28 protein-coding genes are annotated in these 24,973 nt (G+C 56.8%); 7 read left to right on the top strand and 21 right to left on the bottom strand.

Annotation, left to right across the window (positions count from 1 at the left end; genetic code table 11):
- Positions 1-32 precede the first annotated feature (32 nt).
- From AC2FLO_RS13855 to AC2FLO_RS13815, 9 genes are read right to left on the bottom strand one after another with little or no spacing between them, the layout of a single operon-like run.
- Positions 33-533 carry a flagellar basal body-associated protein FliL gene (locus AC2FLO_RS13855; RefSeq protein ID WP_496753658.1) on the bottom strand — a complete coding sequence of 167 codons (501 nt, stop codon included), beginning with the start codon at positions 531-533 and terminating at the stop codon, positions 33-35.
- 9 nt (positions 534-542) lie between these two features.
- Complete coding sequence (flgH, locus tag AC2FLO_RS13850) at positions 543-1,274, bottom strand: flagellar basal body L-ring protein FlgH (protein ID WP_480483916.1); 732 nt, start codon at positions 1,272-1,274, stop codon at positions 543-545.
- On the bottom strand, positions 1,274-1,690 hold the full coding sequence (gene flgA / locus AC2FLO_RS13845) for a flagellar basal body P-ring formation chaperone FlgA (RefSeq protein WP_496753660.1): 417 nt from the start codon (positions 1,688-1,690) through the stop codon (positions 1,274-1,276). Before flgA ends, flgH begins: the two co-directional genes overlap by 1 nt.
- Positions 1,690-2,475 carry a flagellar basal-body rod protein FlgG gene (flgG, locus tag AC2FLO_RS13840; RefSeq protein ID WP_496753662.1) on the bottom strand — a complete coding sequence of 262 codons (786 nt, stop codon included), beginning with the start codon at positions 2,473-2,475 and terminating at the stop codon, positions 1,690-1,692. Before flgG ends, flgA begins: the two co-directional genes overlap by 1 nt.
- A gap of 21 nt (positions 2,476-2,496) precedes the next feature.
- The gene (locus AC2FLO_RS13835; RefSeq protein ID WP_496753664.1) at positions 2,497-3,207 is read right to left on the bottom strand and encodes a flagellar hook-basal body complex protein; all 711 of its coding nucleotides are present in this window, start codon (positions 3,205-3,207) and stop codon (positions 2,497-2,499) included.
- Positions 3,207-3,479 (bottom strand): flagellar biosynthetic protein FliQ, encoded by a 273-nt coding sequence (locus AC2FLO_RS13830; RefSeq protein WP_480488141.1) that lies wholly within the window; start codon positions 3,477-3,479, stop codon positions 3,207-3,209. Before AC2FLO_RS13830 ends, AC2FLO_RS13835 begins: the two co-directional genes overlap by 1 nt.
- 4 nt (positions 3,480-3,483) lie before the next feature.
- The gene (gene fliE, locus AC2FLO_RS13825) at positions 3,484-3,774 is read right to left on the bottom strand and encodes a flagellar hook-basal body complex protein FliE (protein ID WP_496753667.1); all 291 of its coding nucleotides are present in this window, start codon (positions 3,772-3,774) and stop codon (positions 3,484-3,486) included.
- Positions 3,775-3,785: 11 nt separating this feature from the next.
- On the bottom strand, positions 3,786-4,172 hold the full coding sequence (flgC, locus tag AC2FLO_RS13820) for a flagellar basal body rod protein FlgC (RefSeq protein WP_480507182.1): 387 nt from the start codon (positions 4,170-4,172) through the stop codon (positions 3,786-3,788).
- 12 nt (positions 4,173-4,184) lie between these two features.
- The gene (locus AC2FLO_RS13815) at positions 4,185-4,571 is read right to left on the bottom strand and encodes a FlgB family protein (protein WP_480488145.1); all 387 of its coding nucleotides are present in this window, start codon (positions 4,569-4,571) and stop codon (positions 4,185-4,187) included.
- A 132-nt stretch (positions 4,572-4,703) separates the two neighbouring features.
- Here AC2FLO_RS13815 and AC2FLO_RS13810 point away from each other — a divergent pair, with 132 nt between their 5' ends.
- From AC2FLO_RS13810 to AC2FLO_RS13785, 6 genes are all read left to right on the top strand, one after another.
- Positions 4,704-5,996: a FliI/YscN family ATPase gene (locus tag AC2FLO_RS13810; RefSeq protein WP_496753743.1), complete on the top strand. Its 1,293-nt coding sequence runs from the start codon at positions 4,704-4,706 to the stop codon at positions 5,994-5,996.
- An 88-nt stretch (positions 5,997-6,084) separates the two neighbouring features.
- Positions 6,085-6,924: a flagellar motor protein MotB gene (locus AC2FLO_RS13805; protein ID WP_496753669.1), complete on the top strand. Its 840-nt coding sequence runs from the start codon at positions 6,085-6,087 to the stop codon at positions 6,922-6,924.
- Between the two features lie 91 nt (positions 6,925-7,015).
- Positions 7,016-8,311, top strand: a complete 1,296-nt coding sequence (locus AC2FLO_RS13800) for a flagellar hook protein FlgE (RefSeq protein WP_496753671.1) — start codon at positions 7,016-7,018, stop codon at positions 8,309-8,311.
- A 33-nt stretch (positions 8,312-8,344) separates the two neighbouring features.
- Entirely contained in the window at positions 8,345-9,796 is a 1,452-nt protein-coding gene (gene flgK, locus AC2FLO_RS13795; protein ID WP_496753673.1) for a flagellar hook-associated protein FlgK, read from the top strand.
- Between the two features lie 2 nt (positions 9,797-9,798).
- Complete coding sequence (locus tag AC2FLO_RS13790; protein WP_496753675.1) at positions 9,799-10,806, top strand: flagellin; 1,008 nt, start codon at positions 9,799-9,801, stop codon at positions 10,804-10,806.
- A complete protein-coding gene (locus AC2FLO_RS13785) occupies positions 10,803-11,897 on the top strand; it encodes a flagellar basal body P-ring protein FlgI (RefSeq protein ID WP_496753677.1) in 1,095 nt (364 codons plus the stop codon). Before AC2FLO_RS13790 ends, AC2FLO_RS13785 begins: the two co-directional genes overlap by 4 nt.
- 53 nt (positions 11,898-11,950) lie before the next feature.
- Here AC2FLO_RS13785 and AC2FLO_RS13780 read toward each other — a convergent pair whose 3' ends face one another.
- The 8 genes from AC2FLO_RS13780 to AC2FLO_RS13745 form a co-directional block, all read right to left on the bottom strand.
- Positions 11,951-12,595, bottom strand: a complete 645-nt coding sequence (locus tag AC2FLO_RS13780; RefSeq protein ID WP_496753678.1) for a DUF1523 family protein — start codon at positions 12,593-12,595, stop codon at positions 11,951-11,953.
- Positions 12,596-12,605: 10 nt separating this feature from the next.
- Positions 12,606-12,872 (bottom strand): hypothetical protein, encoded by a 267-nt coding sequence (locus tag AC2FLO_RS13775; protein ID WP_480920253.1) that lies wholly within the window; start codon positions 12,870-12,872, stop codon positions 12,606-12,608.
- A 1-nt stretch (position 12,873) separates the two neighbouring features.
- Positions 12,874-14,211, bottom strand: a complete 1,338-nt coding sequence (locus AC2FLO_RS13770) for a DUF6638 family protein (protein ID WP_496753680.1) — start codon at positions 14,209-14,211, stop codon at positions 12,874-12,876.
- Between the two features lie 132 nt (positions 14,212-14,343).
- Positions 14,344-15,072, bottom strand: coding sequence for a hypothetical protein (locus AC2FLO_RS13765; RefSeq protein ID WP_496753682.1), 729 nt, complete (start codon positions 15,070-15,072; stop codon positions 14,344-14,346).
- Entirely contained in the window at positions 15,069-17,000 is a 1,932-nt protein-coding gene (locus AC2FLO_RS13760; protein WP_496753684.1) for an AAA family ATPase, read from the bottom strand. The genes AC2FLO_RS13765 and AC2FLO_RS13760 overlap by 4 nt, the downstream gene beginning before the upstream one ends.
- 55 nt (positions 17,001-17,055) lie before the next feature.
- Positions 17,056-18,174 carry a hypothetical protein gene (locus AC2FLO_RS13755; protein ID WP_496753685.1) on the bottom strand — a complete coding sequence of 373 codons (1,119 nt, stop codon included), beginning with the start codon at positions 18,172-18,174 and terminating at the stop codon, positions 17,056-17,058.
- Positions 18,167-18,391, bottom strand: a complete 225-nt coding sequence (locus tag AC2FLO_RS13750) for a hypothetical protein (protein WP_496753687.1) — start codon at positions 18,389-18,391, stop codon at positions 18,167-18,169. The genes AC2FLO_RS13755 and AC2FLO_RS13750 overlap by 8 nt, the downstream gene beginning before the upstream one ends.
- A gap of 165 nt (positions 18,392-18,556) precedes the next feature.
- Positions 18,557-19,636, bottom strand: a complete 1,080-nt coding sequence (locus AC2FLO_RS13745) for a hypothetical protein (protein ID WP_496753689.1) — start codon at positions 19,634-19,636, stop codon at positions 18,557-18,559.
- Positions 19,637-19,922: 286 nt separating this feature from the next.
- Between AC2FLO_RS13745 and AC2FLO_RS13740 the strand changes: the two genes are divergently transcribed.
- Positions 19,923-21,398 (top strand): NAD-dependent succinate-semialdehyde dehydrogenase, encoded by a 1,476-nt coding sequence (locus tag AC2FLO_RS13740; RefSeq protein WP_480587288.1) that lies wholly within the window; start codon positions 19,923-19,925, stop codon positions 21,396-21,398.
- Positions 21,399-21,567: 169 nt separating this feature from the next.
- Here the strand turns inward: AC2FLO_RS13740 and AC2FLO_RS13735 are convergent, their stop codons facing one another.
- From AC2FLO_RS13735 to AC2FLO_RS13720, 4 genes are all read right to left on the bottom strand, one after another.
- Complete coding sequence (locus AC2FLO_RS13735) at positions 21,568-22,494, bottom strand: DMT family transporter (RefSeq protein WP_480587291.1); 927 nt, start codon at positions 22,492-22,494, stop codon at positions 21,568-21,570.
- A gap of 170 nt (positions 22,495-22,664) precedes the next feature.
- A complete protein-coding gene (locus tag AC2FLO_RS13730) occupies positions 22,665-23,132 on the bottom strand; it encodes an Hsp20 family protein (protein WP_480587294.1) in 468 nt (155 codons plus the stop codon).
- A 122-nt stretch (positions 23,133-23,254) separates the two neighbouring features.
- On the bottom strand, positions 23,255-24,070 hold the full coding sequence (locus AC2FLO_RS13725) for a trypsin-like serine peptidase (protein ID WP_496753690.1): 816 nt from the start codon (positions 24,068-24,070) through the stop codon (positions 23,255-23,257).
- Complete coding sequence (locus AC2FLO_RS13720; protein WP_480587299.1) at positions 24,067-24,858, bottom strand: trypsin-like serine peptidase; 792 nt, start codon at positions 24,856-24,858, stop codon at positions 24,067-24,069. Before AC2FLO_RS13720 ends, AC2FLO_RS13725 begins: the two co-directional genes overlap by 4 nt.
- Between the last annotated feature and the right edge of the window lie 115 nt (positions 24,859-24,973).

Genomic DNA, 24,973 nt, shown 5'->3' with positions numbered 1-24,973 from the left:
CTGACCGGAGCCGCGCCGTGAAGCGACCTTCGTCAGGTATCTTGACGGTTCACGCTCATGATCAGCACTTTTGAAACATCTTCACCCAGCTCTTTTTTCGCCACTACCAACAAGGACTTACGCAAGACATCCAGATTCCGGGATTCTGTGAAAGTCCCATCAAATCCCCCGGTATTTGCGTGATCAAACAGAACCTGAAGAAAGCCATCCCGCAACTTGGGCTCAATGGAATAAAAAGTTTCTTCAATTGCTGTGTTCGCCTCAAGACTGAGAGACAAAGTGACCATCGCTTCGATTTCGTCATCCCCAACCACCGGAACGACAAAATGTTTGGTCAACTTTAGATACCCATAGGCTGGCTTTTTTTCCTTGGACTTTTCAGACTTCTCGTGACCGGCCTTCTCTTCTTTTGCCACTTCTTTTTCGGCGGCTGTTTTGTCGGGCTTGCCCGAAGGTGACAGAAACAGCCCGGCACCGACACCCGCACCCAGGCCGACAATCAGGAAAACGACTGGAACCAGTTTTGCAATCACGGTCGCACCTCAGAACGGCAAGAGTGAATCAAGAACTTGCTGGCCGTATCGGGGTTGCTGGACATCCGTAATCTGACCTCTTCCACCATAAGACACCCGCGCCGAGGCGATCTTGTCGTAGGTGACTTCGTTTTGTCGCGAGATATCCTGAGGGCGGACATACCCGGCCACCAAAAGCTCGCGCAGCTCAAAATTGACCCGCAACTCCTGCGAGCCGGAAATCGAAAGAACCCCGTTCGGCAGAACATCCAGAACCGTCGCGGCGACACGCAGGGTTAGTTTCTCGTTTCGCCTCACAGATCCCCGCCCGGAACTTGTGGAATCCGCTTCGATGGACACGGCTTCATCCAGCGATGCCCCGTCAGGTAAGTGTTTTTGCACGCGCTGGGGCAAACCAAAGAGGCCAGGAACCTCAAGGTTTTCCGAGCCTGATCTGGACCGTCTGGTGTTGTTTGATATCTCAGCTTTTTCATCCAACTCGATGACTACAGTCAGGATGTCACCTTTCTTGATCGCTCGCTGATCGCCCAGCAAGGATTGCTGCCCTCCGCTCCAAAGAGATGAGCGGTCAACGGTTCGTTGTGGTTGCGTGTGCAAGGGCAGACCCGGCCACAGCATGGCAACCTGCTCGGGAGATTCTTCGTTTGGTGTAAAACTCGGGGGCTTGCCAAGATGATCCAGACGACCACACGCGGCCAAAGACAAAGCTATGAGAAGGAGAGTTTTCGACAGTCCGGTCATTACTTAACCTCGACTTGGCCATCCGCGCGGATTTGGCCGGTTACAGTTGTTCTGGACGACAGGTTCATGACCCGGATGCGATCCCCAGCAGCGCCACGCCCCAAGGCGCGGCCTTCTGCGGTTATCGACAAGGCTTGGCGGTCGAATATCAGGACGACCAGATCGTTGCGGTCAACGATGGCGGGGGGGCCCACATCAACTTCTCGGACCGGCCTGCCGGGATACAGTGCCACCCGCGCCTCTTGCCCGATCAGAAAATCAGGGTCAGTCACCGCACCTAGGACATCCGTCGGGCTTGTTTTCAAGTCAGTTGCAGAAATGATTTCCTTGGCCCGGATCGTGCGGGTTGGAACCACAATGTCAGCCTGTGCTGTGATTGGAGCCAGTAGTGTCAAACATATGCCGATCCCTCGCATCATCGCACCTGCGTTGTCGCGCTCATCATTTGATCCACAGCCGAGATGACTTTGGCATTCATCTCATAGCCGCGCTGCGCCTCGATAAGTTCGGTTACCTCGCGCACTGCATCGACCGAGCTGTCTTCCAGATAACCCTGCCGCAATGTGCCCAGCCCATCACTTCCCGGAGTTCCCAGCACCGGGGCACCCGACGCCTCGGTCTCCTTGAACAGATTGCTGCCAATGGCTTCCAGCCCCTTGGCGTTCGAAAAGCTGGCAAGGACAAACTCACCCAGCAACTGCCCCTCGGGAGAGTCGTCGAAATAAGCATAGACTTCACCCGCGGCATTGATCGAAATTGACCGTGCGTCGTCGGGAACGGTGAGTTCCGGTGAAACCGCATAACCATCGGAGGTTACAATCAGACCCTCTGCCGACCGCTTGAGGCTGCCGTCACGCGTATACGCGGACTGACCGCTGGGCAGCGTGACTTCCAGATATCCGCGCCCCTCAATCGCCACGTCCAGATCACTGCCGGTGGCTGACAAAGCACCTTGTTCCAGTTGCACGGTAACAGCTGCGGGCCGCACACCCAGACCAAGTTGAATACCCGTCGGCAATATTGTTCCGTCCGAGGCGTTTACAGTTCCGGCGCGCGCCATCTGTTGATAATGCAAATCGGCAAATTCGGCCCGGCGGGCGTTGTAGCCGGTGGTGTTCATGTTTGCTAGGTTGTTCGAAATCGTTTCGACCCGCATCTGTTGCGCGGTCATTCCGGTGGCGGCAATTTTCAGGGCTCTCATGTCAAACTCTCCTCATAACGTTCAGCGCATCAGCGCCTTGAGCGCCCCGCGCACGCGTTCGTCTTCGCTGTCAAGAAAGCTTTGTCCCAGCTCATAGGCGCGCTGGATTTCCACCAAGCGGGTCACCTGCTGCATGGCGCTGACGTTTGAACCTTCGAGAAAGCGATGCAAAACAACGGGTTCATCAACCGGGTCTATCGCACCATTGGCACGAAACCGCGTATTTCCTTCGCGGACCAGCTCCTGCGGATCAGCGACATTGAAAACGCCCAACTGGCCCAGAAACTGGCCGTTGACACTCAACGTTCCATCACTGCCGACATCAATCGAAGCTGCATCGGGCGGGATAAAGACCGGGGCACCGTTGGCATCCAGAACACGCGCACCATCCATCGCAACCAGATCGCCTTCGGCATTTGGCGAGAAACTGCCCGCACGCGTCAGCCGGTTGCCATCCGGGGTTTCAACCATGAAAAACCCGTCCCCTTCGATGGCGAAATCAAACTGCCCTCCGGTTTTCGTAAGCACACCTTGTTGCAACGATGTGTTGCGCGCCTCGGCCCGGCTCATGGAGAGGGACGGATTGTTCGGAATGTCCCGCACGTATTCCGAAAACACCAGCCCCTGCTGGCGATATCCGGTCGTGTTGGCATTTGCGATGTTATTCGCCACCAGTCGCATTTCATTCATTAGCCCGGACTGGCGGGACAGGGTGACGTAAGCCGTGTCCATCAGCGGCCTCCTGCAATCAAGGGAACAAGCGTTCCGGTAAAAAACGTAACAAGGGTCTGTGTCATGAACCCCATCGAAATCCAGAAAACGATGACAATGGCGATCAATTTGGGAACGAAGGTCAGGGTCATCTCTTGTATCGAGGTCAGCGCCTGAAACAGACCGACAATCAGGCCAGAAACCAGAGCCACGGCAAGGATCGGGACGGATGTGATGACCGCAACCCACAACGCCTGACGAACGATGTCATAAAAAAGCCCTTCGCTGAGCATCGGGTCAGACCGGCATTCTTAGGATTTCCTGATAGGCTTCGACCACTTTGTTGCGGACGATCACTGCGGTTTCTACCGCCAGTTCGGTCTGGGCCAGCGCTTGAACAAGTGCATGGGGATCAGCCTGACCGACCATCGCAGACTGAGATATCTGTTCGCTGTGTCTGAGCGTGGCTGCAAAGTCCTGAAAGGTCGCCCTCAATCCTTGTGCCGCCCCGCTATGATCGGGATCGGCCTGTGTGGCAGAGCGTGCGCCGGCATAATTCTGCGCGGCGTTCAGTGATCGGATATCCATTCTGGCTGTCCTTATTTTCTGAGCAATTCCATCAGCGACGACGACATCTGCCGCGTCTGATCAAACATCTTTAGGTTGGCCTCATAACTGCGCTGGGCTTCTCGCGCGTCCGCGATTTCAATCATCAAATCGACGTTTGAGCCTTGGAAGTGACCACTTTCATCTGCCAACGGATGACCCGGGTCGTAGATGCGGCTCAGCGAACGCTGATCAAGCGTCACTCGGCCGGCCTGCACCATGTCCCCACCGTTTTTCTGCACGGTTTCAAACGGTACGGTTTTGCGTCGATAGCCGGGCGTGTCCGCGTTCGAGATGTTTTCGGACACATGCCGCAAACGCGCGGATTGCGCGCGCAAAGCACTGGCTGACGCAGCAAGGGAATGGGAAAAATCGCTCATACCTGCCGCCCCTTATCCGCGACCCAAACTGGTGCGCAGAATGTCCATTGAGGATTTGTAGATCGCCAGCGCTCGGTCGTGCTGTCGTTTAACCTCGACCGATTTAAGCATCTCTTCCTCAAGCGACACACCATTGCCATTGGGATCACCTGATGGGACAGCTTCAACCTCAGCCCAGTTTTGCGCACCTATACTGCCGTGCAGATGGCCCGGCCGCGTGGCGTCCATGGTCACGTCATGCCCGGTGGTTTCGAAAGCTTTCTGAAAGGCCTCGATATCGCGCGGCTGATAGCCCGGCGTATCGGCATTCGCCATGTTGCGTGCAATGACCGCCTGCCGTTGCCCGGCATGGGTTGCCATTGCGTACGCTGTCTTAAAGACGTTCAGGTCATAGAACATCGGGGCTTCTCCCTCGATCAATTTCAATCAAGGCTTAACCCTGATTCCTTTAGAAACCGTTTTCAGAACTCAGTTGGAGACTCCACGATGTCTGATTTCGACCCGGTACTTCTGAAACACGAATTCGACAGGATGACCGCAGTTCGTCATGTGGGACTGGTTACCGGCGTCGCACAGGGTCTGATCGAAATCGGTGGTTTGAACACGCATGCCCGAGTCGGGGATTTGCTGACATTGCGGCGGCGCGTCGGGTCCGATCTTGCGGGCGAGGTGCTTCATGTCGGTTCTGGCCATATCAAAATGCTCCCCAATGCGGCCCCCGATGGGGTCAGCCTGGGGGATCGCGTCTACCTTGACCCATCACCGGATTTTGCACCGGGATTGCACTGGCTTGGACGGGTAATCGACCCCTTTGGCAGGCCCTTGGATGGAAAACCGTTGCTGAGCGGATCGCAGACGCGCGATATCATGCAGGCCCCTCCACCAGCCGTGGCACGCAAACCATTGGGGCAGAGGATGGCCACCGGCTTGTCGGTTCTCAACACTGTGTTGCCCGTCGTACGCGGGCAGCGGGTGGGGTTGTTTGCCGGTTCGGGTGTTGGAAAATCGACCCTGCTTTCCACACTGGCCCGGTCCATGCAGTCCGATGTCGTCGTAGTCGCTCTGATTGGCGAGCGCGGACGCGAGGTGAATGAATTTGTCGCGCAGGCCATTGGCCCCGAAGCCATGAAACGCACAATCGTGGTGGCCGCCACCTGTGACCAGTCGGCATTGGCGCGCAGGCGGTGTGCCTGGTCGGCCATGTCGACGGCCGAGTATCTGCGGGATCTGGGTCTAAACGTTCTTTTTCTGGCTGATTCCGTGACCCGCTTCGCCGAGGCGCATCGTGAAATCGCTGTTTCTATGGGGGAATCCCCGTCTTTGCGGGGATATCCACCCTCTGTCACCCCCCTGATCGCCAGTCTTTGCGAACGCGCAGGTCCCGGAACGCAGGAACAGGGGGATATTACCGCGGTATTCAGCGTTTTGGTGGCCGGCTCGGACATGGATGAACCCATCGCTGACATTCTGCGCGGCGTTTTGGACGGGCACATTGTACTCAGCCGCGCCATCGCCGAACGGGGGCGTTTCCCGGCCATTGACGTCAGCAGATCTGTGTCGCGGAGCCTGCCGGGAGCCGCATCCGAGGCCGAGAACCAGATGATCACAGAAACCCGAAAACTCGTGGGCAGTTACGAGCAGTACGAAGTGATGATCAAGGCCGGGCTATACGCCGAAGGGTCTGATCCGCTGCTGGATCAGGCCGTTCGCATTCACGAGGAATTGGACGCCTTTTTTGCCAAACCGGAAGCTGAGGGAATCGAAAACAGCTTTAACCGCTTGTCATTGATACTGCGCCGTGCATCGATCAGCTTGCCACGCTAAGCAGAACTCTGAACAGTTTTAAGTATTAAGGCCACCTTAAGACCTGCGCTGCTAGGCAGATAGTCGGGTGATAACATAGGTGGTGGAGATGGGTGCGCAGACCAATGCGGCGCCAATCATCATCAAGAAGAAGCGTGTATCGGGTGGTGATGGTCACCACGGCGGGGCGTGGAAAGTTGCATATGCCGACTTTGTCACGGCCATGATGGCCTTCTTCATGTTGATGTGGCTGCTGAACGCGACAACTGAACAGCAACGCAAAGGGTTGGCGGATTACTTCGCCCCGACAATCCCCCTTAGCCCCGAATCCGGCGGCGGAGACGGTGCTTTTGGCGGCGACAGCATGTTGTCGGAAAAGACATTGCTGCGAGATGGTGCCGGGGCCAGCACCAAACACGCAACTGAATCCCGTCAGGCACGCGGGTCAACCGGTTTGGATGCCATCGGTGGTGGCAAAGGTGACGCCGAAGACTTCTCGACGCTTGAAGCTCAGCTTCTGGGGCGAACCGGTGAAAGCGAGGTATCGGATAAGCTTCTCAGGCATATCGTGACACGCGTCACCGACGAAGGATTCGTTGTTGAGCTATTCGATACGGATACCCAGCCACTGTTCGAAGCCGGTTCCGGGAAACCAACCGGGATCATGCGGGCGCTTGCTTTGATCATAGCGCGTTCTTCGGATCTGGTGACCAACCCGATTGCTGTCACAGGCCATGTCAGCGCATCTCCTGTTGTGCAGGTTCGCAATACCGCCTGGGAACTGTCCACTGCCCGGGCGCAATCAGCCCGCCAGCTGTTACAGGACAAAGGCGTAGCGGCAAGCCGGATGGATCGCATCACAGGTCATGCTGACCGAAAACTCTTCACCGACAATCCGATGGCGGTTCGGAACAACAGAATCGAAGTGAAATTTCTGCGTCGACCCTAAAGGATAGAACGCATTTTACCTGTTAGCGCGCTGTTAAGGGGCACCGCGTTACCTGTTGCATCGAAGCTTGACGCAACAGAAGGGCGCGCCAATGACAATTTCCTCTTCGCTGAATGCCGGTGTGGCGGCGTTGAAGGCCAACGCCAACAGGCTGGCAACGATTTCCGACAACATCGCAAACTCTTCGACCTACGGATACAAACGAGTGGAAACTGACTTTCATTCGATGGTCACGTCTGGCCAGGGTGGCAGTTACTCGGCAGGGGGCGTGCGCACGACCAGCCAGCGCATGATTGATCAGCGCGGATCACTGGTGACCACCAGCAACTCTACCGATCTTGCAGTGCGCGGACGCGGCATGTTGCCGGTGCGATCCAGCTCGCAGGTCGGCGCGAATTCGAACGAGATGTTGCTGACGACCACGGGTTCCTTCCGGACCAACGACGAAGGATACCTGGTGACCGAATCCGGCCTTGTTCTTTTGGGATGGCGTGCTGCGGCAGACGGGTCCATCCCGCCCGTTCCACGCGACACGCCCGCCTCGCTTGAACCAATTCAGTTGAGCGTCAATCAGTTGTCCGGTGCACCGACGACAAAGATGAACCTGCGTATGAACCTTCCCGCAACGGCAACAGATGCGGGTGCGCCGGGCGACACACAGCCATTATCGGTCGAGTATTTCGACAATCTCGGGAAATCCGAAAGTATTGATATTCAGCTGATCCCGACCGTTCCCGCAACTGGCAGCAGCAATGAATGGACCATGGTTCTGCGCGATTCAGCATCCGGTGGTGCGATTATCGGGGAATACACTTTGACCTTTACCGACAATCGAACGGCTGGTGGCACGCTGGCCAGCGTCATTCCTGTATCCGGTGGCGCTTACGATCCGGTAACCGGCAGTGTCATGGTCAATGTCGCTGGCGGCCCGATGGAGGTCAGTATCGGACTGATCGGCGATTCCGATGGCATTACTCAGCTGTCCGATACCTTCGCGCCAGTTTCGATCACGCGGGACGGCTCTGCCGTTGGTACGATGACCAGCGTTCAGGTCGATGAAAGTGGCTATGTCTATGCATTCTACGATACCGGCGTCAGCCGCCGAATGTTCCAGATCCCGCTGGCCGATGTTCCTAACCCCAATGGCCTGACGGCACTGGACAGTCAAACCTACGCGCCATCCCGCGAAAGCGGCACGTTTTTTCTGTGGAACGCGGGCGAAGGCCCAACCGGTGATATCGTTTCCTTCGCACGCGAAGAATCCACCACGGATGTGGCAACCGAGCTGACATCCCTGATCCAGACACAACGCGCCTATTCATCCAGCGCCACGGTGATCCAGACGGTGGACGAGATGCTTCAGGAAACGACCAACTTGAAGCGCTGATCCAGGCACTGATCAAAGGAAAGGAGCGGCCTCATGAATATGTCGACGGCACTCAATAACGCATTGGGCGGGCTGACAGCGGCCAGTCGCGGGGCCGCTGTGGTGTCGGGGAATATCGCGAATGCCCTGACACCGGGCTATGCGCGCAGGTCCCTTGAACTGGCGACAAGCCCCATATCTGGCAATGGCGTGCGTACGGTTGGGGTGATCCGGCATCAGGACCCGGTTCTGACGGCCAACAGACGGTCGTCAGACGCCGAGCTTGCCTTTCAATCCGCCATTTCGGATTTCCGTTCACGGTTCGAAAACCTTCTAGGAACAGCAGACGGCACGCCATCCCTTGCCAGCCGCATGTCTGCCTTGGATAACAGCTTCATCACCGCAGCCAGTCTCCCCGACTCGATCGAAAGGCTTGATCAAGTGGCGCGCGCGGCGCGCGATCTTACGGCAGAGCTTAACGCGGCTTCTGAGGGTGTGCGACAGGCACGCTCGGACGCGGACCGCAAGATAGGCGCTCAGATCGAAAGCCTGAACCTGGTTCTGAAAGACATCGAAGTTCTGAACGCAAAGACTCCGGCCATTCAAAATTCCGGCGGCGATATCGGGGCCTTGCTGGATCAACGGCAAGTCCTGATCGATCAGGTCAATACTTTGATCCCGGTCAACGTTGTGCCACGTGCCAACGATCAGGTATCGCTCTATTCAGACGGCGGGTTGATACTTCTTGAAGGTAAGGCGTCCGAGTTCACCTTTTCCACGACCGGTGAGACGAAACCCCACATGACGGTTGCAAATGGTCTCCTGTCCGGATTGGCTATGAACGGCAACCCGGTACGCACCAGCGGGGACACTGCGCAAATCCGCGGCGGCGCGTTGATGGCCCAGTTTTCAATTCGCGATGAATTGGCGGTTGAGGCGCAGCTGCAGCTTGATACCGTTGCCCGCGATCTTATCGAACGATTTGAAACGCCGGGCTTGGATCCCACGGCACTTGCGACAGATCCCGGTCTGTTCACAGACAACGGAAATCGGTTCGACCCGACAACCTTTGTCGGGCTGTCATCGCGCATTTTGGTGAATTCGGTTGCGGACCCCGACAACGGCGGGAACAGCTGGAAGCTCCGCGCCGGGCTGGGTGCCGCAACGCCGGGCGATCCCGGACAAGCGTCGCAACTGCGTGCTTTCGGTGCCATTCTGAATGATGCGCGCACTGTACTTGGCGGGCTGTTTGGCACTGGAAACATGCGCGCCGCCGAGTTGACCGAGGCGCTTATGTCGAAAGCCGGGGCGCAATCTCACGCTGCGGAGCAGCGGAAGGCATTTGCCAGCAACAGCCAACAACAAATGTCGCAGATTGAGGCCGAACAAGGCGTGGATACGGATCAGGAATTACAGCGCCTCATGCAGATCGAACAGACATACGCAGCAAACGCGCGTGTCATCTCGGTCGTCGATGAGCTTATGGAAACGCTTTTGAGGTTATGAGCATGAATTTGACTGCCATCGGCGATCTGGCGCGCGGTATGACCCTTCGCACCCGCGCCACTGAAATCAAAACACAGATTGAAACCCTCTCTTACGAGATGTCCACCGGCAAAGTGCAGGATATATCTGGTCGGCTTGGCGGAGATTACTCTCAAATCCTGGATCTGGACCGTTCGCTTGCCAGGCTCGACGCCTTTGGCATTGCCACTGCCGAAGCGGCCCTGTTCACGGATGCCATGCAGTTGAGCCTGAAGACATTTGGCGATTCGGTTGGCGAAATGACCGCGTCTCTGTTGGCCTACGGAACAGCCAATCAGCCTGTAAATCATGAACAGGCGTCAGATCATGCCAGGAATGAGCTCGACACGATGGTATCGGCTCTGAACACGCGAGTTGGTGGACGCAGTCTGTTTTCGGGTACAGCCACGGATGTCTCGCCACTGCCCTCGACCGACACGCTGTTGGCTGCGTTGAAGACACAACTGACGGGGGCCGTGACCGTCGCCGACATACGCCTGGCTGCCGACACATGGTTCATTAGCCCTGCTGGGTTTGACGCCATGATTTATCAGGGTGCGAGTACTACGCTCTCTCCTATGCAGATCTCGGAAAATGAAAGCGTCGCGCTGCCACTCACGGCAACCGACCCGGCATTCAAGGCAGCCCTGAGGGATGTTGCAATAGCGGCATTAGCCACCGACAATACGTTGGCTCTTTCTGCCGACCAGCGCACCGCCTTGTTCACGCAGCTGGGCGTCGATCTGGCGAACGCACAGGATGCCACGGTAAACCTGCAGGCTCAGGTCGGTAGCGCCGAGGCCCGCATCGAACAGGCCGCTACGCGAAATTCGATGGCCCGAACCAGTCTGGAATTCAGCCGGAACGAACTGATCGCAGCAGATCCTTATGAAACAGCGGCGAAATTGCAAACGGTGCAGTTTCAGTTGGAAAGCCTCTATTCGGTAACCGTTCGCAATGCGAACCTTTCGCTGGTAAATTTCCTGAGATGAGGGCGCTGATACTTCTCCTGATCTTTCTTCCCGGTACGGCCTGGGCGGGGGCAATCCGCCTCAAGGACCTCGTCGATTTCGACGGTGTCCGAGGTAATGATCTTGTGGGATATGGCCTGGTCGTTGGTTTGAACGGAACCGGTGACGGATTGCGCAACTCCCCTTTCACCGAAGAGATCATGTCCAACATCCTGGAGCGTTTGGGTGTCAACGTAACGGGCGAGGATTTCCGGCCTAAGAATGTGGCAGCCGTTTTGGTGACAGCCAGTCTGCCGCCTTTTGCCAGAGTCGGCGGCCAAATTGATGTAACGGTTTCGGCGATAGGCGATTCAAACAGCTTGTTGGGTGGGACACTGGTTATGACCCCGCTGAACGCAGCAGACGGGCAAATCTATGCGGTTGCACAGGGCACAATCCTTGCAGGTGGCGTTTCCGCTGAGGGAGAGGCCGCGTCGGTCGTGCGCGGGGTGCCAACCTCGGGTGTAATCCCGTCCGGCGCGCGTGTTGAGCGTGAAATTGAGTTCGACTTGTCAACTTTGACCCAAATGCGCCTTGCATTGAGAGAACCCGATTTCACCACGGCCGCGCGTATCGAATTTGCCATAAACACCGAGTTCAACAGAGCTGTGGCAATTATGCGCGACTCAGGCACGGTTGAACTCAACATTGCTGCAACTCAGGCGGTGTCGACGGCCCATGCCATTGGGCGTATCGAGAATATTCTGGTCGAGCCGGAAGCAAAGGCGCGTGTGGTGGTCGATCAGCGGTCTGGCACCATCGTAATGGGGCAGGAAGTCCGGATATCGCGTGTGGCTGTCTCTCAGGGTAATCTGACCCTGACGGTTCAGGAAGCACCGATTGCCGTGCAACCCAATCCGTTTGCCAGGGGCGAAACAGTGGTCGTTCCGCGCACTATTGCAGGGGTCGAAGAGGAAGAAGGAACTGGCCTTGCCGAAATCCCCGAGGCTACGACCTTGTCCGAGGTTGTCGCAGGTCTGAACGCGCTGGGGGTATCACCCCAGGATATGATCGATATCTTGAAAACCATCAAAGCGGCGGGCGCTTTGCACGCAGAATTTGTTGTCAGGTAGCCGATATCTTTGGTCCAACGGGTGTGCCACAAACACGCCCGTGACGTTAAGGCCTATTTCGATTTCCAGCTGTCCAGCCAGCGCTGAAATCTGTTTCGGCGTTCTTCAATCGCGTCTCCGGCCGCATAAAAGCCGTCTTCCACATTCTTGATCATCGGATCAATTCGGGCCTTTCGGAACCTGCGCCAGCGCACCCAAACCGCCCAGACCAGCGCGGCGAAAATTGTCAGGAAAATGATGTTGAACCAGGGAATGACCTGCACATCCGGCCCGTCCACATGTTTGATGAAAATGGCGTTTGGAAAGATCGACATGAACTCGTTTCGCCATCCGTAATGGGTTACGACCACCCATTTCGGGTTTTCTTTGGTCGATTTCGCATCATTGGCTTCGGTGTAAAGGTTCGCTGTGTCGAACTTGAAGTAGGGTGGCCACCCCCACCCGGTGTCTTCGTTTCGGTACACGATCGGCTTGCCATTTTCGCGCACAGCCTGAATGAATTGCACATCCCGGTTGGACAGGCTGGTGGATTGGTCTTCGGGTTCGGACCAGAAAATCCGTGTCCAGTCGTTCAGATCCTGCCGCTCTTCGTAGGTGTTTACGATACGCACAACATCATGTTGCGGCAGCGAGTATTGCAGGACCGCCGCGATCGTTCCCCAGAAGATGATGATGAACGCCCATTTCACGTAGGCCATGCCTAAACCCTCACATGTAATTCACGATGTAGATCAGCGCGCCAATCGCCACCCATGGCACAATATAGACACCCAGGATCAGTTTGCGCCGGAACGAATTGTCATACAGGTGCAATCCGCGTTCGACAAAAGCGTCCTTGTTGCCCGTCTTGCCCTTCTCATCCCACCAGCTTTCCAGTTTGCGACGGCGTATCCCGCGCGAGTAGAAAGACAGCGCGACATAGGCGATCGACTGGATCACCAACAAGATCAGCAAAAGGCGCAATAACCCGAACATTTCAGCCTTTCCTTACCGAACCCCACGGACCAACACGCGCGATTATGTCATCGCTGACCCGGTCTTCTCCGCTCATATCCGGCTCATGGCCGAACAGCGCGGCACGGGCCCCTTGCTTGTCCACCTGATACTCGCGCGCGAGGAAGTCGGCAACATAGGCTTTCTTGCTCTCGGGCCATCTGGAATAGGTGCTATAGAACAGCTCTTTGTGGCAAATGAACATCTGGCGCGGGTCCAGCGGGGCCAGTTCGGCCAGCAGCATGTTCACCAGATCACGGTTCGGCGTGTCAGCGGCGCGCAAAGTGTAGAAATAAGCCGGATGATCGGACGTGATACGCGGCCACGGCCCCCCGTCGCTTGCCCAACGCAAAAGTTGCGCAAGGCCGTGATAAGCTTCGGGCAAGCGATCCGAGTGATTACGCGCCAACCGCCGCATGTCGCTTCGGTCCAGTCCGGTAAGGTCGACATCTGCATCCGCCGCCGCGTCGACAGTCAGGAAATCCATCTTCTGCTGCAGGATTGCGGCGGCATCCACGCCGCGCGCCTTGACGATGGGTTCGACCAGATCATTGTAATCCAGAAACTTTGCAACCTTGTTCCGCTGCGACGGGTCAAAAACGTATTTGATCGGCAAATCGTCAGGCCTGTCACCCATACAGATCGCCGCCGGGTGATCCAGGTCCGGGAACAGGTACAGCCCGCCGAAATGCGCCGTCCAGAAGTTGCGTTGCTCAAAATCCGTGTGGCGCAGATGGACGGGGTTGCGCGTAACGTCGCCGGTTTCTTTCGCGGTCTCGATCATCCTGGCGATCAGCACATCGTCGAACCAGGCGTCCTCGGCAGTTTTGAACTGTTCGACCATGCCCGCCAGCTGCTGCGCCTTGCGCAAGGTGCCGCCTGCGGTGTCGGCCTCAATCTCGATTTTGCGCAGATTAAACAAATCACGGGGACTGCTGAGCTTGAAGACCGAGTTCACCAACTCTCCGGCCACGGCATCGGTGGCGGTCAAGGCGAACAACTGCGCCTCGTTCATCTCGATGAACTCGCGCAGGATATCGCGCGAGGTCGAGAATTTGACGTTCAGCAACGGTGCGCGTTTCTGCTCGGTCGTCAGCAGGATGAACTGCCGGTTGACCCCGTTGGGGTTGAGGTAAAGCTCGTCCTCCAACTCAATCCCCACCTCGGGCGAATAGCCCGAGATATCGACATGGAAATCCGACAACGCCGTAGTCTTGCCCGCCAGATGCTGCAACGCACGGTTATACCGCTCGACCAGAGCCGGGCTGGAGATGTGGACGAGATTGCCGAACATCAGGCCTTTTTCGATGAGGCGGATCATGAGACTTGCCTTCCCGCACAACGATAGCGATGCGCCCGGCCCGAGGGTGGGTGCGGAACGCGCCCGCCCTGGGGGGCGGGTCGGGCGCGTCGCGGCTGCGCCGCGATACAACTCTTCAAATATAATCCATGCTTACTCATTAACGTAATGAGCACGAAGCTTTTTCACGCTCTCCTCCAACCGTTTGAAACCTCGGCGCTCAAATTCCGCTTTAATCTCGGGTTGCCAACGCTCGGACCTCTTAGCTATTTCATCAAGATAATCCGAGAATTCTTGCAAATGCTGAAGGGATCCATCTTGGGCTATGCTATGGCCCTTTTGAATTATTTCTTCGACTGACTGGCTGATTTGGTCAGCCACCGTGTTTGCTATCGCAGACGAGGAGGCAGTCTTTCTGAAATTAGCTCCTAGAGAGTTCACTAATGATATTGTGGGAGGGTATATGTTTTGTGCTCTATCAAAATTGATCCGAAATGTTTGATATCTGGCTTTTTCTGCAAAGTTCTCAACAAAAGCATCAAATGCATCTCTGTCGGACTGTTCCCTAAGATTTGCTCCCTGCTCGACGAACGCGTTGACAGTCCTGTCCAATTCAAGTCGCTGTATGACAACCGATGCAGCGACCCAAACAAATGCCAATGCACCTGCGACACCAGCCAAAGTATCGCCAATTTCATTAGGAGACGCGCTTATTAGATAAGACCATTTTGAGACGCATTCTTCGACAAAGAAGTACTTTGTCGTACAAACTTCAAAGCACATAAAGACGATGAAAACGCCTAGTATTAATGCTGTAGCGGCTGTCGCAGCTCTAAATACGATAGAGCTTATATTTGATTTGCCAGCAGTAAGGTCGCTCACCGCTTCCCCTCCAAATACCGCCGCTTGGCCTCTCCCATCCGGCCCATCTCGCGCACGGCGTTTTCGATGGCGACCTCGTCGCTCTTGTCGGCATAGCGGAATTCGCTGTCGGCGTAGCGGTTGATTTCCTGTATCACCATCTCGACCGTGATCGGCTGGCGCAGGTCCTCGATCATCGCTTTCTTGGTGTCGTAGTCGCGGAACAGGAACAGGTCGGGGTTTTCCATCCATTCGTCAGGCAGTTCGAAATCCATCGCGCGGACCTTGACCGCGTCGGTGATGTTCTTGATCGCGCGGCCCGTAAAGCGCTCATCCGCCTGCTGGATCGCCTTGAGGTAAGTGCCCAGCTTGGCGATCGTATCCATCTGGCCGATCTCACCCGAGACCCGGTCATAGACCTGCAACAGAGCGTCCTCATGCGGGCGGGAATGGCTTTCGAAACTGGCGGCGACGGCCTTCTTGATTTCCTGCGCGGCGTAAGCTTCGTGTTCGCCCAGCGGGATGTCGTGGTTGCGGCCCATCAACAGGTGCAGGATGTCGATGTAATCCTCGCGCGTTTGCGGCCCGTCCACCAGAAACCGCGCGCCCGCCCGCTGGCGCAGGGCGTCGTCCACATTCTCAGGGTAGTTCGAGAACATACCAAAGGTGCAGTTGCCGCGCACGACGGTGTTGGCACCGGCAAAGCTCTCCATCAGAACGGCGGTGATTTCCAACTGCCCGGCTGACGACTGCCGGTCACCGCGCTTACCCGCCAGCTGGTCGATATCGTCGATGGTGCCAAAGCCGATGACCGAGGGGTCGATGATCGTGTTGATAAACGCCTTGGCGTTCTGGCCGGATTTGCCCTGATAGCTGTCGATATTGTCGGTGCTCAGGTTCTGATAGCGGAACGGATAGCCCGCGTTCTGGCAATACTCGTTGATCAGCCCGGCCATCATCTGGATCAGCGTGGTCTTACCGGTGCCCGGCTTTCCGTCACCCATGAAGGTAAAGATGAACCCGCCAAGTTCCGCAAACGGGTTCAGGCGGCGGTCGAAATCATAGGCCATCACCATCTTGGCCAGCTTCATCGCCTGATATTTGGCGATATGGTTGCCGACCACTTCGTTCGGCTTCTTGAACGTCATGGTCAAGGTGGTGGATTTGGCCTTTGAAGCGGGCTCGAACCCCCGGATCGTCAGATCGTCGGCTTCTATATGCCAGGCTGCGTTCTGGAACGGGGCCAGATAACCTGCGGACCCTGCGCGCAGGGCTGACTTCTCCATCAGTTGCTCGGCATAGGCACTGGTGGCGGCGATCAGATGGGCATCGTCCGAGGCGTATTTGGCCAGCGTCTGGTCCAGTTCCCACAACGCGCCGTGCAGGGCAAGTTGGCCGTTGTCGGTCAGGACCTCTTCGATCTCACCAATATCAACGGTGGTCTCACCCAGATGCGAGGATAACAGATAAGCCAGCGCATTGCCGAACGTGTGCAACGTGATCAGCGCTTCGGCTGTCAGAACCTCTGAAAACTCGGTCTTCCGCGCGGCGGGCAGATCCCCGGCAAGGTTCGCGCGTTTCAGATCGGCAAGCGGGGTCTGTTCCGCATAAGTATCGGCCACGGCCAAAGCGATTGCGATGGCGCGGCGGATCGCCTGTTGTGCAGTTGCCTGCGGCGGCGAAACCAAGGCGTCACCATCGTCCGAGGCTTCGATCCGTTCAACCAGATGCACCCCGTCTGCGCGCACGGTCCGGCGTGTCACCAACCCCGGTGTCGTCGAGCGAAACCGCCGACCAGTCGAAACAACTGGTGAGCGTTCAACGGTAGATTCCACGGCTTTGGCGATCCGCGGCGCATGTTCGAACCCGTTCAGCAAAGCGGTCGCTGCCGGATAATGCTTGCGAATGTCGTCTTCGCGCAATTCCATCTGATCTGACGTCAAACTCATCTCAAAAACCGCCCTTGCTTCATCTTTTCAAAAATACTCTCGCCGAAGGCGAAAATTAGTACCTCAAAACCTGCCCCGCATTGCTGACGACGAACTTGCGCACATCGGCAAAGCCCGGCGGGTTGCGTTCGGCCAGCACCTGAAACGGGCGCTGTGGCAGGATGATCGACCGTTGGGTGCGGGTGGCGCCGGTTTCGGCCCCCTGCCCACCGAAAGGATCCAGCGCAAAGACCTCGCGCTCGACAGTTGAAAACCAGCCCGCGCGCTCCTCGATGACCTCTTCGCTGTGCAGCTCTTCGGTGGTCCAGGCCAACGCCCAATCCTGCCCTTGCGGAGATTGCGCATCCTCCAACACCTGCCGCAAAGGGCCGGATTGTTCGGTATAGGCCGAGGAATACATCGGCCCCACATGGATTCGACGAAGGTGTTTGGGATGCAGGTCATCGAAATCCTGATCAAAGCCCTTGGCGATGGTTACCAGTTTCAGCCCGCCCAAGGATTGCGCCATCAGATGGGCCTGCACTTCAGGCCAGCGGCGTTGGTCCTTGGGCAGGGCGGTTTTGCCTGTGTCCTCCAGCTGCATCAGATATATGACGGGCAGGTTGACCTGACTGTCATAGACCGCCCAGTGGATCATGAACTTGCGCCGCTCGCCCTCGTTCCCTATCCAGTGACACTCGGGATCGTTGCGGGCCCAGAACAGCTGACCCTTAAGCAACTCTTCGTAATAGAGCCTTTGCGACAGCGCAAATTGCAGCTTGGTTGGAATTTCCCGGTCGCCAATGATCGTGCGGACCATGTCGGTTTTCAGGTCATCTTCCGAGGGCATATTCGCCAGATGCACCTGCGCCTGCTGCGCGTCATTGGCCATGGTCAACAGCTCAGCCGCCACCGGAAACCCGCTGTCGCGCTTGTCCATGGCGAGACTGCCAAAGAACCGCCCCGTATCGCGCCCGACCAGCAGGTATTTCATGGAAAGCGCGCGGAAGGTGTAGAGCAGCCCCGAAAGGTAGCGTGACACGATCCGTACCTCTTGTTTGCTGATCGCGCCCTCGGCCTCCATCGTCGCGGCCACGCGCAGGAGGTGGACGGTGATGACCTCGAATTTGCGGAAATAGCGGCGCGAGGCAAAGGTGTCGGTCAGGCCGACATGGTCTTGGGTGGGGTCAGTCATTTTTCAACCCAACAACCAACAAGTCCGTTCCGTCTTGGTTCAGCCGGTAAACTGGTCGATCCAGTAAACCGATTTTGCTTTTTTTCTTCACGTAACCTAGTGCTATCGGATTGGAAGCAGCGAGAAGAGCTATCTGACGCTGCTTCCGCATTTGCCAGCCAAAGAACGCGCCAAAGAGACCAAAAAAAAACGGGAAAAGTGACAAGAAACGCAACAAGTTGCGAACCCGGTGTTGTGTATTCTCCAGACTCCCCGGTGATGCTGTTACTGTATTCTACTTTCACCGACTCCGAAAAATAGGCCGGCAGCGAGAAAGTCAGCAAGGTCAACGCAAAGAAAAACAATCCGAACGCCAAACAAGCTCTAATTCTAGGGCTGTTCATCACCCACCATACAAATTCTTATCATGCTTCTCGACAATCGAGGCAAACCGGCGGGCAAAGCGTTCGTCCGCCTTGGCCTTTTTCTCCAACACGTCGCGGGCAAAGACCATGTGGTCCTCATGCGCCTCTAGCATGTCGGCCATTTTCTGGTTGGTCGCGGTGCCGATGGCGGCCATAGCCGTCTGCGCCTCCTGGTCGGTCTGCACGCCGATCTCGTTAATGCGGTGGGCCACGTCTTGCTGCTGTGCGGTTTTCAGCGATTTGGTCAGGGCGTCATACAGAACCACGCGCTGTTGCGTGTCTGTTTGCAGCTTGTTGATCAACACCATCTGCGTCGCCGCCTGATTTTGCAGGGAATCGACCCAGGTCTTGCCCTTTTCGATATAACGTTCCAGCGTTTGGGATTTGGCCAGCTTGACCTGCTCGTCCTGAACCTTGGCGTTGTATTGCTTGTTCAGCTCGGCCAGCTGAGTTTCCAGCTGGGTGCGCGCGGCGGCGTCCTGTTCGACACTGATCTTGTTCTCCAGCGTGATAATCGCCGGGTCCATGTCTTGAATTTCAGCCCGCAGTGCTTCTAGTTCGGCCACGGTTGCCTCGCGATCGTCCAGCGTGCCTGTCAGGTTGTCCTCGACCTTCACACGTTGCTCTTCCAGCACGGTCAGCTGCCCCTGCAGCAGCTTGACGATCACATCGGATTTGGCGATCAGATCTTGCAACTTGTCGTCGATATTGGCCGTGCGCATCCGCTCTTGCCGGAGCGACTCGGATTTTCCCTTGGAAAAGATGCCAACAAACGACTCCCACCCGGTTTTCGAGCGCATCTCGTCGAAATCCTTGGAAAACGCGTTGGTAACATCGTCCAGACCCATGATCAGCTCGGCGATGTTGGCGTTCATCACCTCGGTGTGGGCGTGAACATCCTCAAGCGTGGCATTTTCGATGTCGATATCGGCCTCGGTCGTTCCAATCTTGGCCCGCGCCGCTTCGATCCGCGAGGTCAGCCCCTCAATCTGCGACTGGCTTTCGCGCACTTTCGTTTGCGTTTCTTTGATAAGCGCTTCGAATTGCTGGCTAGACATCTCTGCTGTCCTTTTTTTCTTTAATTACCCAATAAGATAGGGAATGTTACGGTCATTTACATCCCCTTGAGTCCAAAAATCACGCAAACTCTGGCAAACTTGGGGTGGAAAGGAAAGCCACGTGATCGCAGCCTGACGTAGAACTCAACGCTGCGACTATGCTGCAACGATTGGGTCTGAAAATAATTTGATCAAATCTGGGCTGATCGACCCGCATCGGTGGACATAGACAAAGCCCTCAACACCTGATTGGGTGCGGCAACTCAACTTCTGCGCGGAGAATGACATGCTGGACGCAACGACCGATCTGAAATCAATTCTGAAGAATCCTGACTTGCTTGTAACCAAAGCCTATATCGGTGGTCAGTGGGTGGATGGTGACAACGGAACTTTCGACGTGACTAACCCGGCCCGGGGCGATGTGGTGGCCAAAGTGGCCGATGTCAGCCGGGCGCAAGTCGCCGGAGCAATTGCACAGGCCGAAGCCGCGCAAAAGGAATGGGCCAAGTTGACCGGCAAGGAACGAGCGGTGATCCTGCGGCGCTGGTTCGACCTGATGATGGAGAACGCCGAAGATCTGGGCAAGATCCTGACCGCGGAGCAGGGCAAACCACTGGCTGAGGCCATCGGAGAAATCGGCTATGGTGCCTCCTTCATCGAATTTTTCGGGGAAGAAGCCAAGCGGGTGTATGGCGAGACCATCCCCGGGCATCAGCGCGACAAACGGATCATGGTGCTGAAACAGCCCATTGGTGTGGCGGCTTCGATCACACCCTGGAACTTTCCCAACGCCATGATCACTCGCAAGGCAGGACCTGCGCTGGCGGCGGGGTGTGCTTTTGTTGCCCGCCCGGCGGCAGAAACGCCACTGTCCGCGCTGGTTCTGGCGCTTCTGGCGGAACAAGCCGGCGTGCCAGCTGGTGTGTTCAACGTGGTGCCTTCTTCCCAGGCCAGCGAGATCGGCAAGGAGTTCTGCGAAAACCCCGGTGTACGCAAGCTGACCTTTACCGGCTCGACCGAGGTGGGGCGCATCCTGCTGCGGCAAGCTGCTGATCAGGTCATGAAATGTTCGATGGAACTAGGCGGCAATGCACCCTTTATCGTGTTTGATGACGCGGATCTGGATGCTGCGGTCGAAGGCGCGATGCTGTGCAAGTTCCGCAATAACGGCCAGACCTGTGTCTGTGCCAACCGCATCTATGTACAGGCCGGTGTTTACGACGCGTTCGCTGCCAAACTGAAAGCGGCGGTCGAAGCCTTGAAAATCGGCGACGGTCTGGCCGAGGGCACCACAACCGGCCCGCTGATCAATGCCGATGCGGTCGCCAAGGTGGAAGAGCATATCAAGGATGTCACGGACAAGGGCGGCGCCGTTCTGACCGGCGGCTTGCCTCACGATCTGGGCGGTACGTTCTTTCAGCCGACCATCGTGACCGGAGTGACTCAGGACATGATGGTGGCGCAGGACGAAACCTTTGGCCCGCTGGCCCCGCTGTTCAAGTTCGAGGATGAAGATGACGTGATCGCAATGGCGAATGACACAATCTTTGGCCTGGCCTCGTATTTCTATGCAAAAGATCTGAGCCGCGTCTACAAAGTGGCCGAAGCGCTGGAATATGGCATTGTCGGCGTGAACACCGGCATCATCTCGACCGAGTTGGGCCCGTTCGGCGGCGTCAAGCAATCCGGTCTGGGTCGCGAAGGCAGCCACCACGGCATGGAAGACTATCTTGAGATGAAATACGTCTGCATGTCGGTCTGATCTGGCGGCCATCGCCTTGGGGCGGTGGCCATTCTGCCCACAGGCGAGGCGTTGTTCCGGTCAAACGGGCCGGTGACGGCTGGGCAATGACCTTATTTCACCAAGCATGAATTCCCTGCGGGCAAGCTTCGCGGGGAGTTTTCGTATAGGGCCCGATCCGATCCCAAACTTAGGTCTTTTCGTCTTTCGCTATCACGGTCGTTACGGTGCGCGTCACCCGACTTCTGGTGATTGCAATCGCCCCTATGACCAAGGCACAGGCTATGGCTTGCGCAGTTGTGATCGCTTCTCCAAACGCGAAGAACCCGACTGCAAACATCGTGGGCAATTCAATGCTTCCGACAACCGCAGTTTGAGAAGCTCCGATCAGCGGCGAACAGATCGTGTAAACAAGCTGCGGCACAAGCGCCGTGACCAACCCAATTCCAATGATCAGAACCCATTCGGACTGACCTTCAGGAAACAGCGTGGAAACGTCTGCATTCAGCATCAAAGGCAAAAGCCCAAGAACCGATCCCAGAGACACCGAGGCGATACGTGCAAGTGGCGCAATTCGTGACAACCTGTGGACCAGAACAGAAATCCCGAAGCCAAAACCAAATGGCGCCGCCAGAGAGATTAGAAGCGTAGGAATGTGCTCGACCGGAACGGATGCTGGCGAGCCTGCTATGATGGCAGCCAGAATGATGAGACCAGACGCAAGAAACGCGCGCCTTGTGGGTGTATCGGCGAACAAGACCCACGCAATGATCAACGTGAAAACCGGATATGTCATATAGAGCACGCCCACCGTCGATGCGGGCAGTGTCTTTAGGGCTGTGACATATCCGATCCAGCCAAGCCCCATCACCACTCCGACCGCAAGACCCCAACAAATCTCGCGCCAGGCTGTTCGATGTACGACGAGAACTGGCAGTAACAAAACCGCCGGAACGATGTAGCGGTAGAATGCGACGGCGAAAGGTGCGACGCCCTGCTCGGTCAATCCCCTGCTGAAATAGGGAACAAGCCCGAAACAGACTGATGCGAAAAGTACGCCAACAACCGCAAGCGATTGGGGAATAGCTGGTCTGGTCTGCGTGTATGCCGTCGACATCTGCAAGTTCTAGCACAGGTTCACGACGAGTGTAGCCGAGTTTACCGGGCCCACGCTTTGATGTGCAAAGGCGCTTTCATCAAAGAACAACGCCCCGCGTCTGGAGGAACGCGGGGCGCGGGTGTTGCGGCAGTCCGGGAGGAGGAGACTGCCGCTAGGCTTTCAAAGCCTCAGTTCACGGCCTTGGCGTCAACCACATCTTTTTCGATGGCTTTGGCCGAGGTAATTTCGACCCGGCGCGGTTTCAGGGCCTCGGGCACTTCGCGCTTCAGGTCGATGTTCAGCATTCCGTTTTCATGGCTTGCGCCGGTGACACGGACGTGATCGGCCAGCGCAAAACGACGCTCGAACGCGCGGGTTGCGATGCCGCGATGCAGATAGCTGCGGCTCTTGTCCTCGGATGCCTTCTTACCGGCAACAACCAGCGAGTTTTCTTTCACTTCAACGGACAGGTCGCTTTCCGAAAAACCGGCGACGGCCACCGAGATACGGTACGTGTCGACATCGGTTTTTTCGATGTTGTAGGGCGGATAGCTTGGCTGTGCCACATCATTGGTCAGAACGCGATCCATCATGTCGGCGATCTGGTCAAAGCCAATCGTGGCGCGGTGCAGCGGTGCAAAATCAAACGTACGCATGTGTCATATCCTCAGTCTTGAGCGATTCACGATCTGGCCCTCCGGCTGGACGGACCAATGTTGATGACGGACCCCGTTGTGGCGATCCGATATCAGTGACATGGGAAGCGATTTGACCGAGTTCAACCCCCGCCGGAGCTGATGAATTTCGCACCAGACCCGGACGTGCCGGACCCAGCCTGTAACCGGCGGATCGTAGCCGTTGGTTTTGGCGCATCGCGCCGCATGATAGACTTGAGTTCGGCCACTATCTCGTCAAGCTCCATGCCGAACCCCACCTTTCTGCGACCGTTCGTGCCTACCGCTGAAACCACGGACAAAACCTGCCAACGCGAATCGTTTTTTGCCAGAATGGCGGATCCGGAAGACCCGAAGGTGACGTCGCAATCAAAAGTGATCAGGCCCTGCCTGCGATCCAATACGCGGCATGACCTTTCCCGCGTGATCGCCTCGGATCGTCCGCGCCCATACGAGGCTACGCTGATCTCGTTTCCCGAAACTCGCCCGCTGTGCAACACGAAAGGATCGGCAATCGAATACGGGATGGGCTCATTCAGCCGCATCAGGGCGACATCCATCCGAACGCCTTCGTGCGAAAGCGGGTTATTTGAAGCGTAGCCGGGCAGAACGGCAATTTGCGTAATCTGACGCTCGGCCAACGCGCTGCCGTTGCTCAGACCCGCACGAAACGTGATGTCTTCGGGCGCGTATGTTTCCCCGGTACGGCGGTCCACAGCACAATGGGCAGCGGTCAGCACCATGTCCTGCGCGATCAGCGTACCTGTGCAATAGGACTCTTCGCGCACATCCAGCCGCCCGATTGCTTCCCAACCATAAAGGTCGTCCCGGTCTGTCAGCTTGCGTTTGTTGGCTTGCGCATGGGATGCGGTCGCCAGAACACTCAGGCCCAAAAGCAGACTTAGAAAGACCTTGGTCATGGCCGGATAAACCTTGCACCGACGTTCTTGCCCGTCCCTGAACCGGAGGTCGACAATCCAAATCCGTGCCCGGCAGACAGCTCGTCGCGCAGCAATTGCAGCGTATGTTCAACCGCAGTCCCGATCGCAACGCTCTGGCCATCCATGCTGGCCTTTGCCGCCACAACCGACACGATCTGAGGGCGTGCGCCTGTAAAGGAAAAAACCGGTGCTCCTGAAGATCCGAAGTCGACGTCGCAGGACATGATCATAACGCCTGCCTGCCGGTTCATGACCGAACAAACCTGTTGCAACGATGGCGCTTCTGACCGGTCATGTGCATAAGACACCACGCCTACTTCCGCACCCCGGCGCGGCTGATCTCCTGATTCAAACGGAATGACCGATGTGTTGCGGATCGGCTGCCAAAGCTCGATCAGGGCGACATCCGCGCCGACACGGTCCGTCGACGACTCGGCACTGAATTGATAATCCGGGTGAATTACAGCTTGTCTTGCCGTTCGATAAGCCAAAGCGCGGCCCAGCCGCCACCCGGCCAGAAATTCGATATCGGACGGGTTCACCCGCTGCCCGGACACCTTGTCGAACAGGCAGTGCGCCGCTGTCAGCACAAGGGTCGGCGACACAAGCGTTCCGGTGCAAAACCCTTTTCCGGCAATATCCAGACGCCCGACAGCCATCCATTCGCGCCCGGAATCCGAGGTCTCCAGGCTTTCCAGCCTGGTGTCCTGTGCTGTAGCCGCCATCGGCAAAGCACAAAGAACAATCGCCTTAATCCATTTGCGCACTCGGGTCTCCGGGGACTCACTCTGAAGCTTTTGTCCTACGTGTCACGTTGGGCAAAAATAGGGCGATCGGTGTTCAGGTGAATTTCCTGAGGAAATGATGCGGGGCGGCATCAGA

This window comes from Ruegeria sp. TASC047 (genome assembly GCF_059612445.1).
This window is presented reverse-complemented; position numbering and strand designations above follow the sequence as displayed.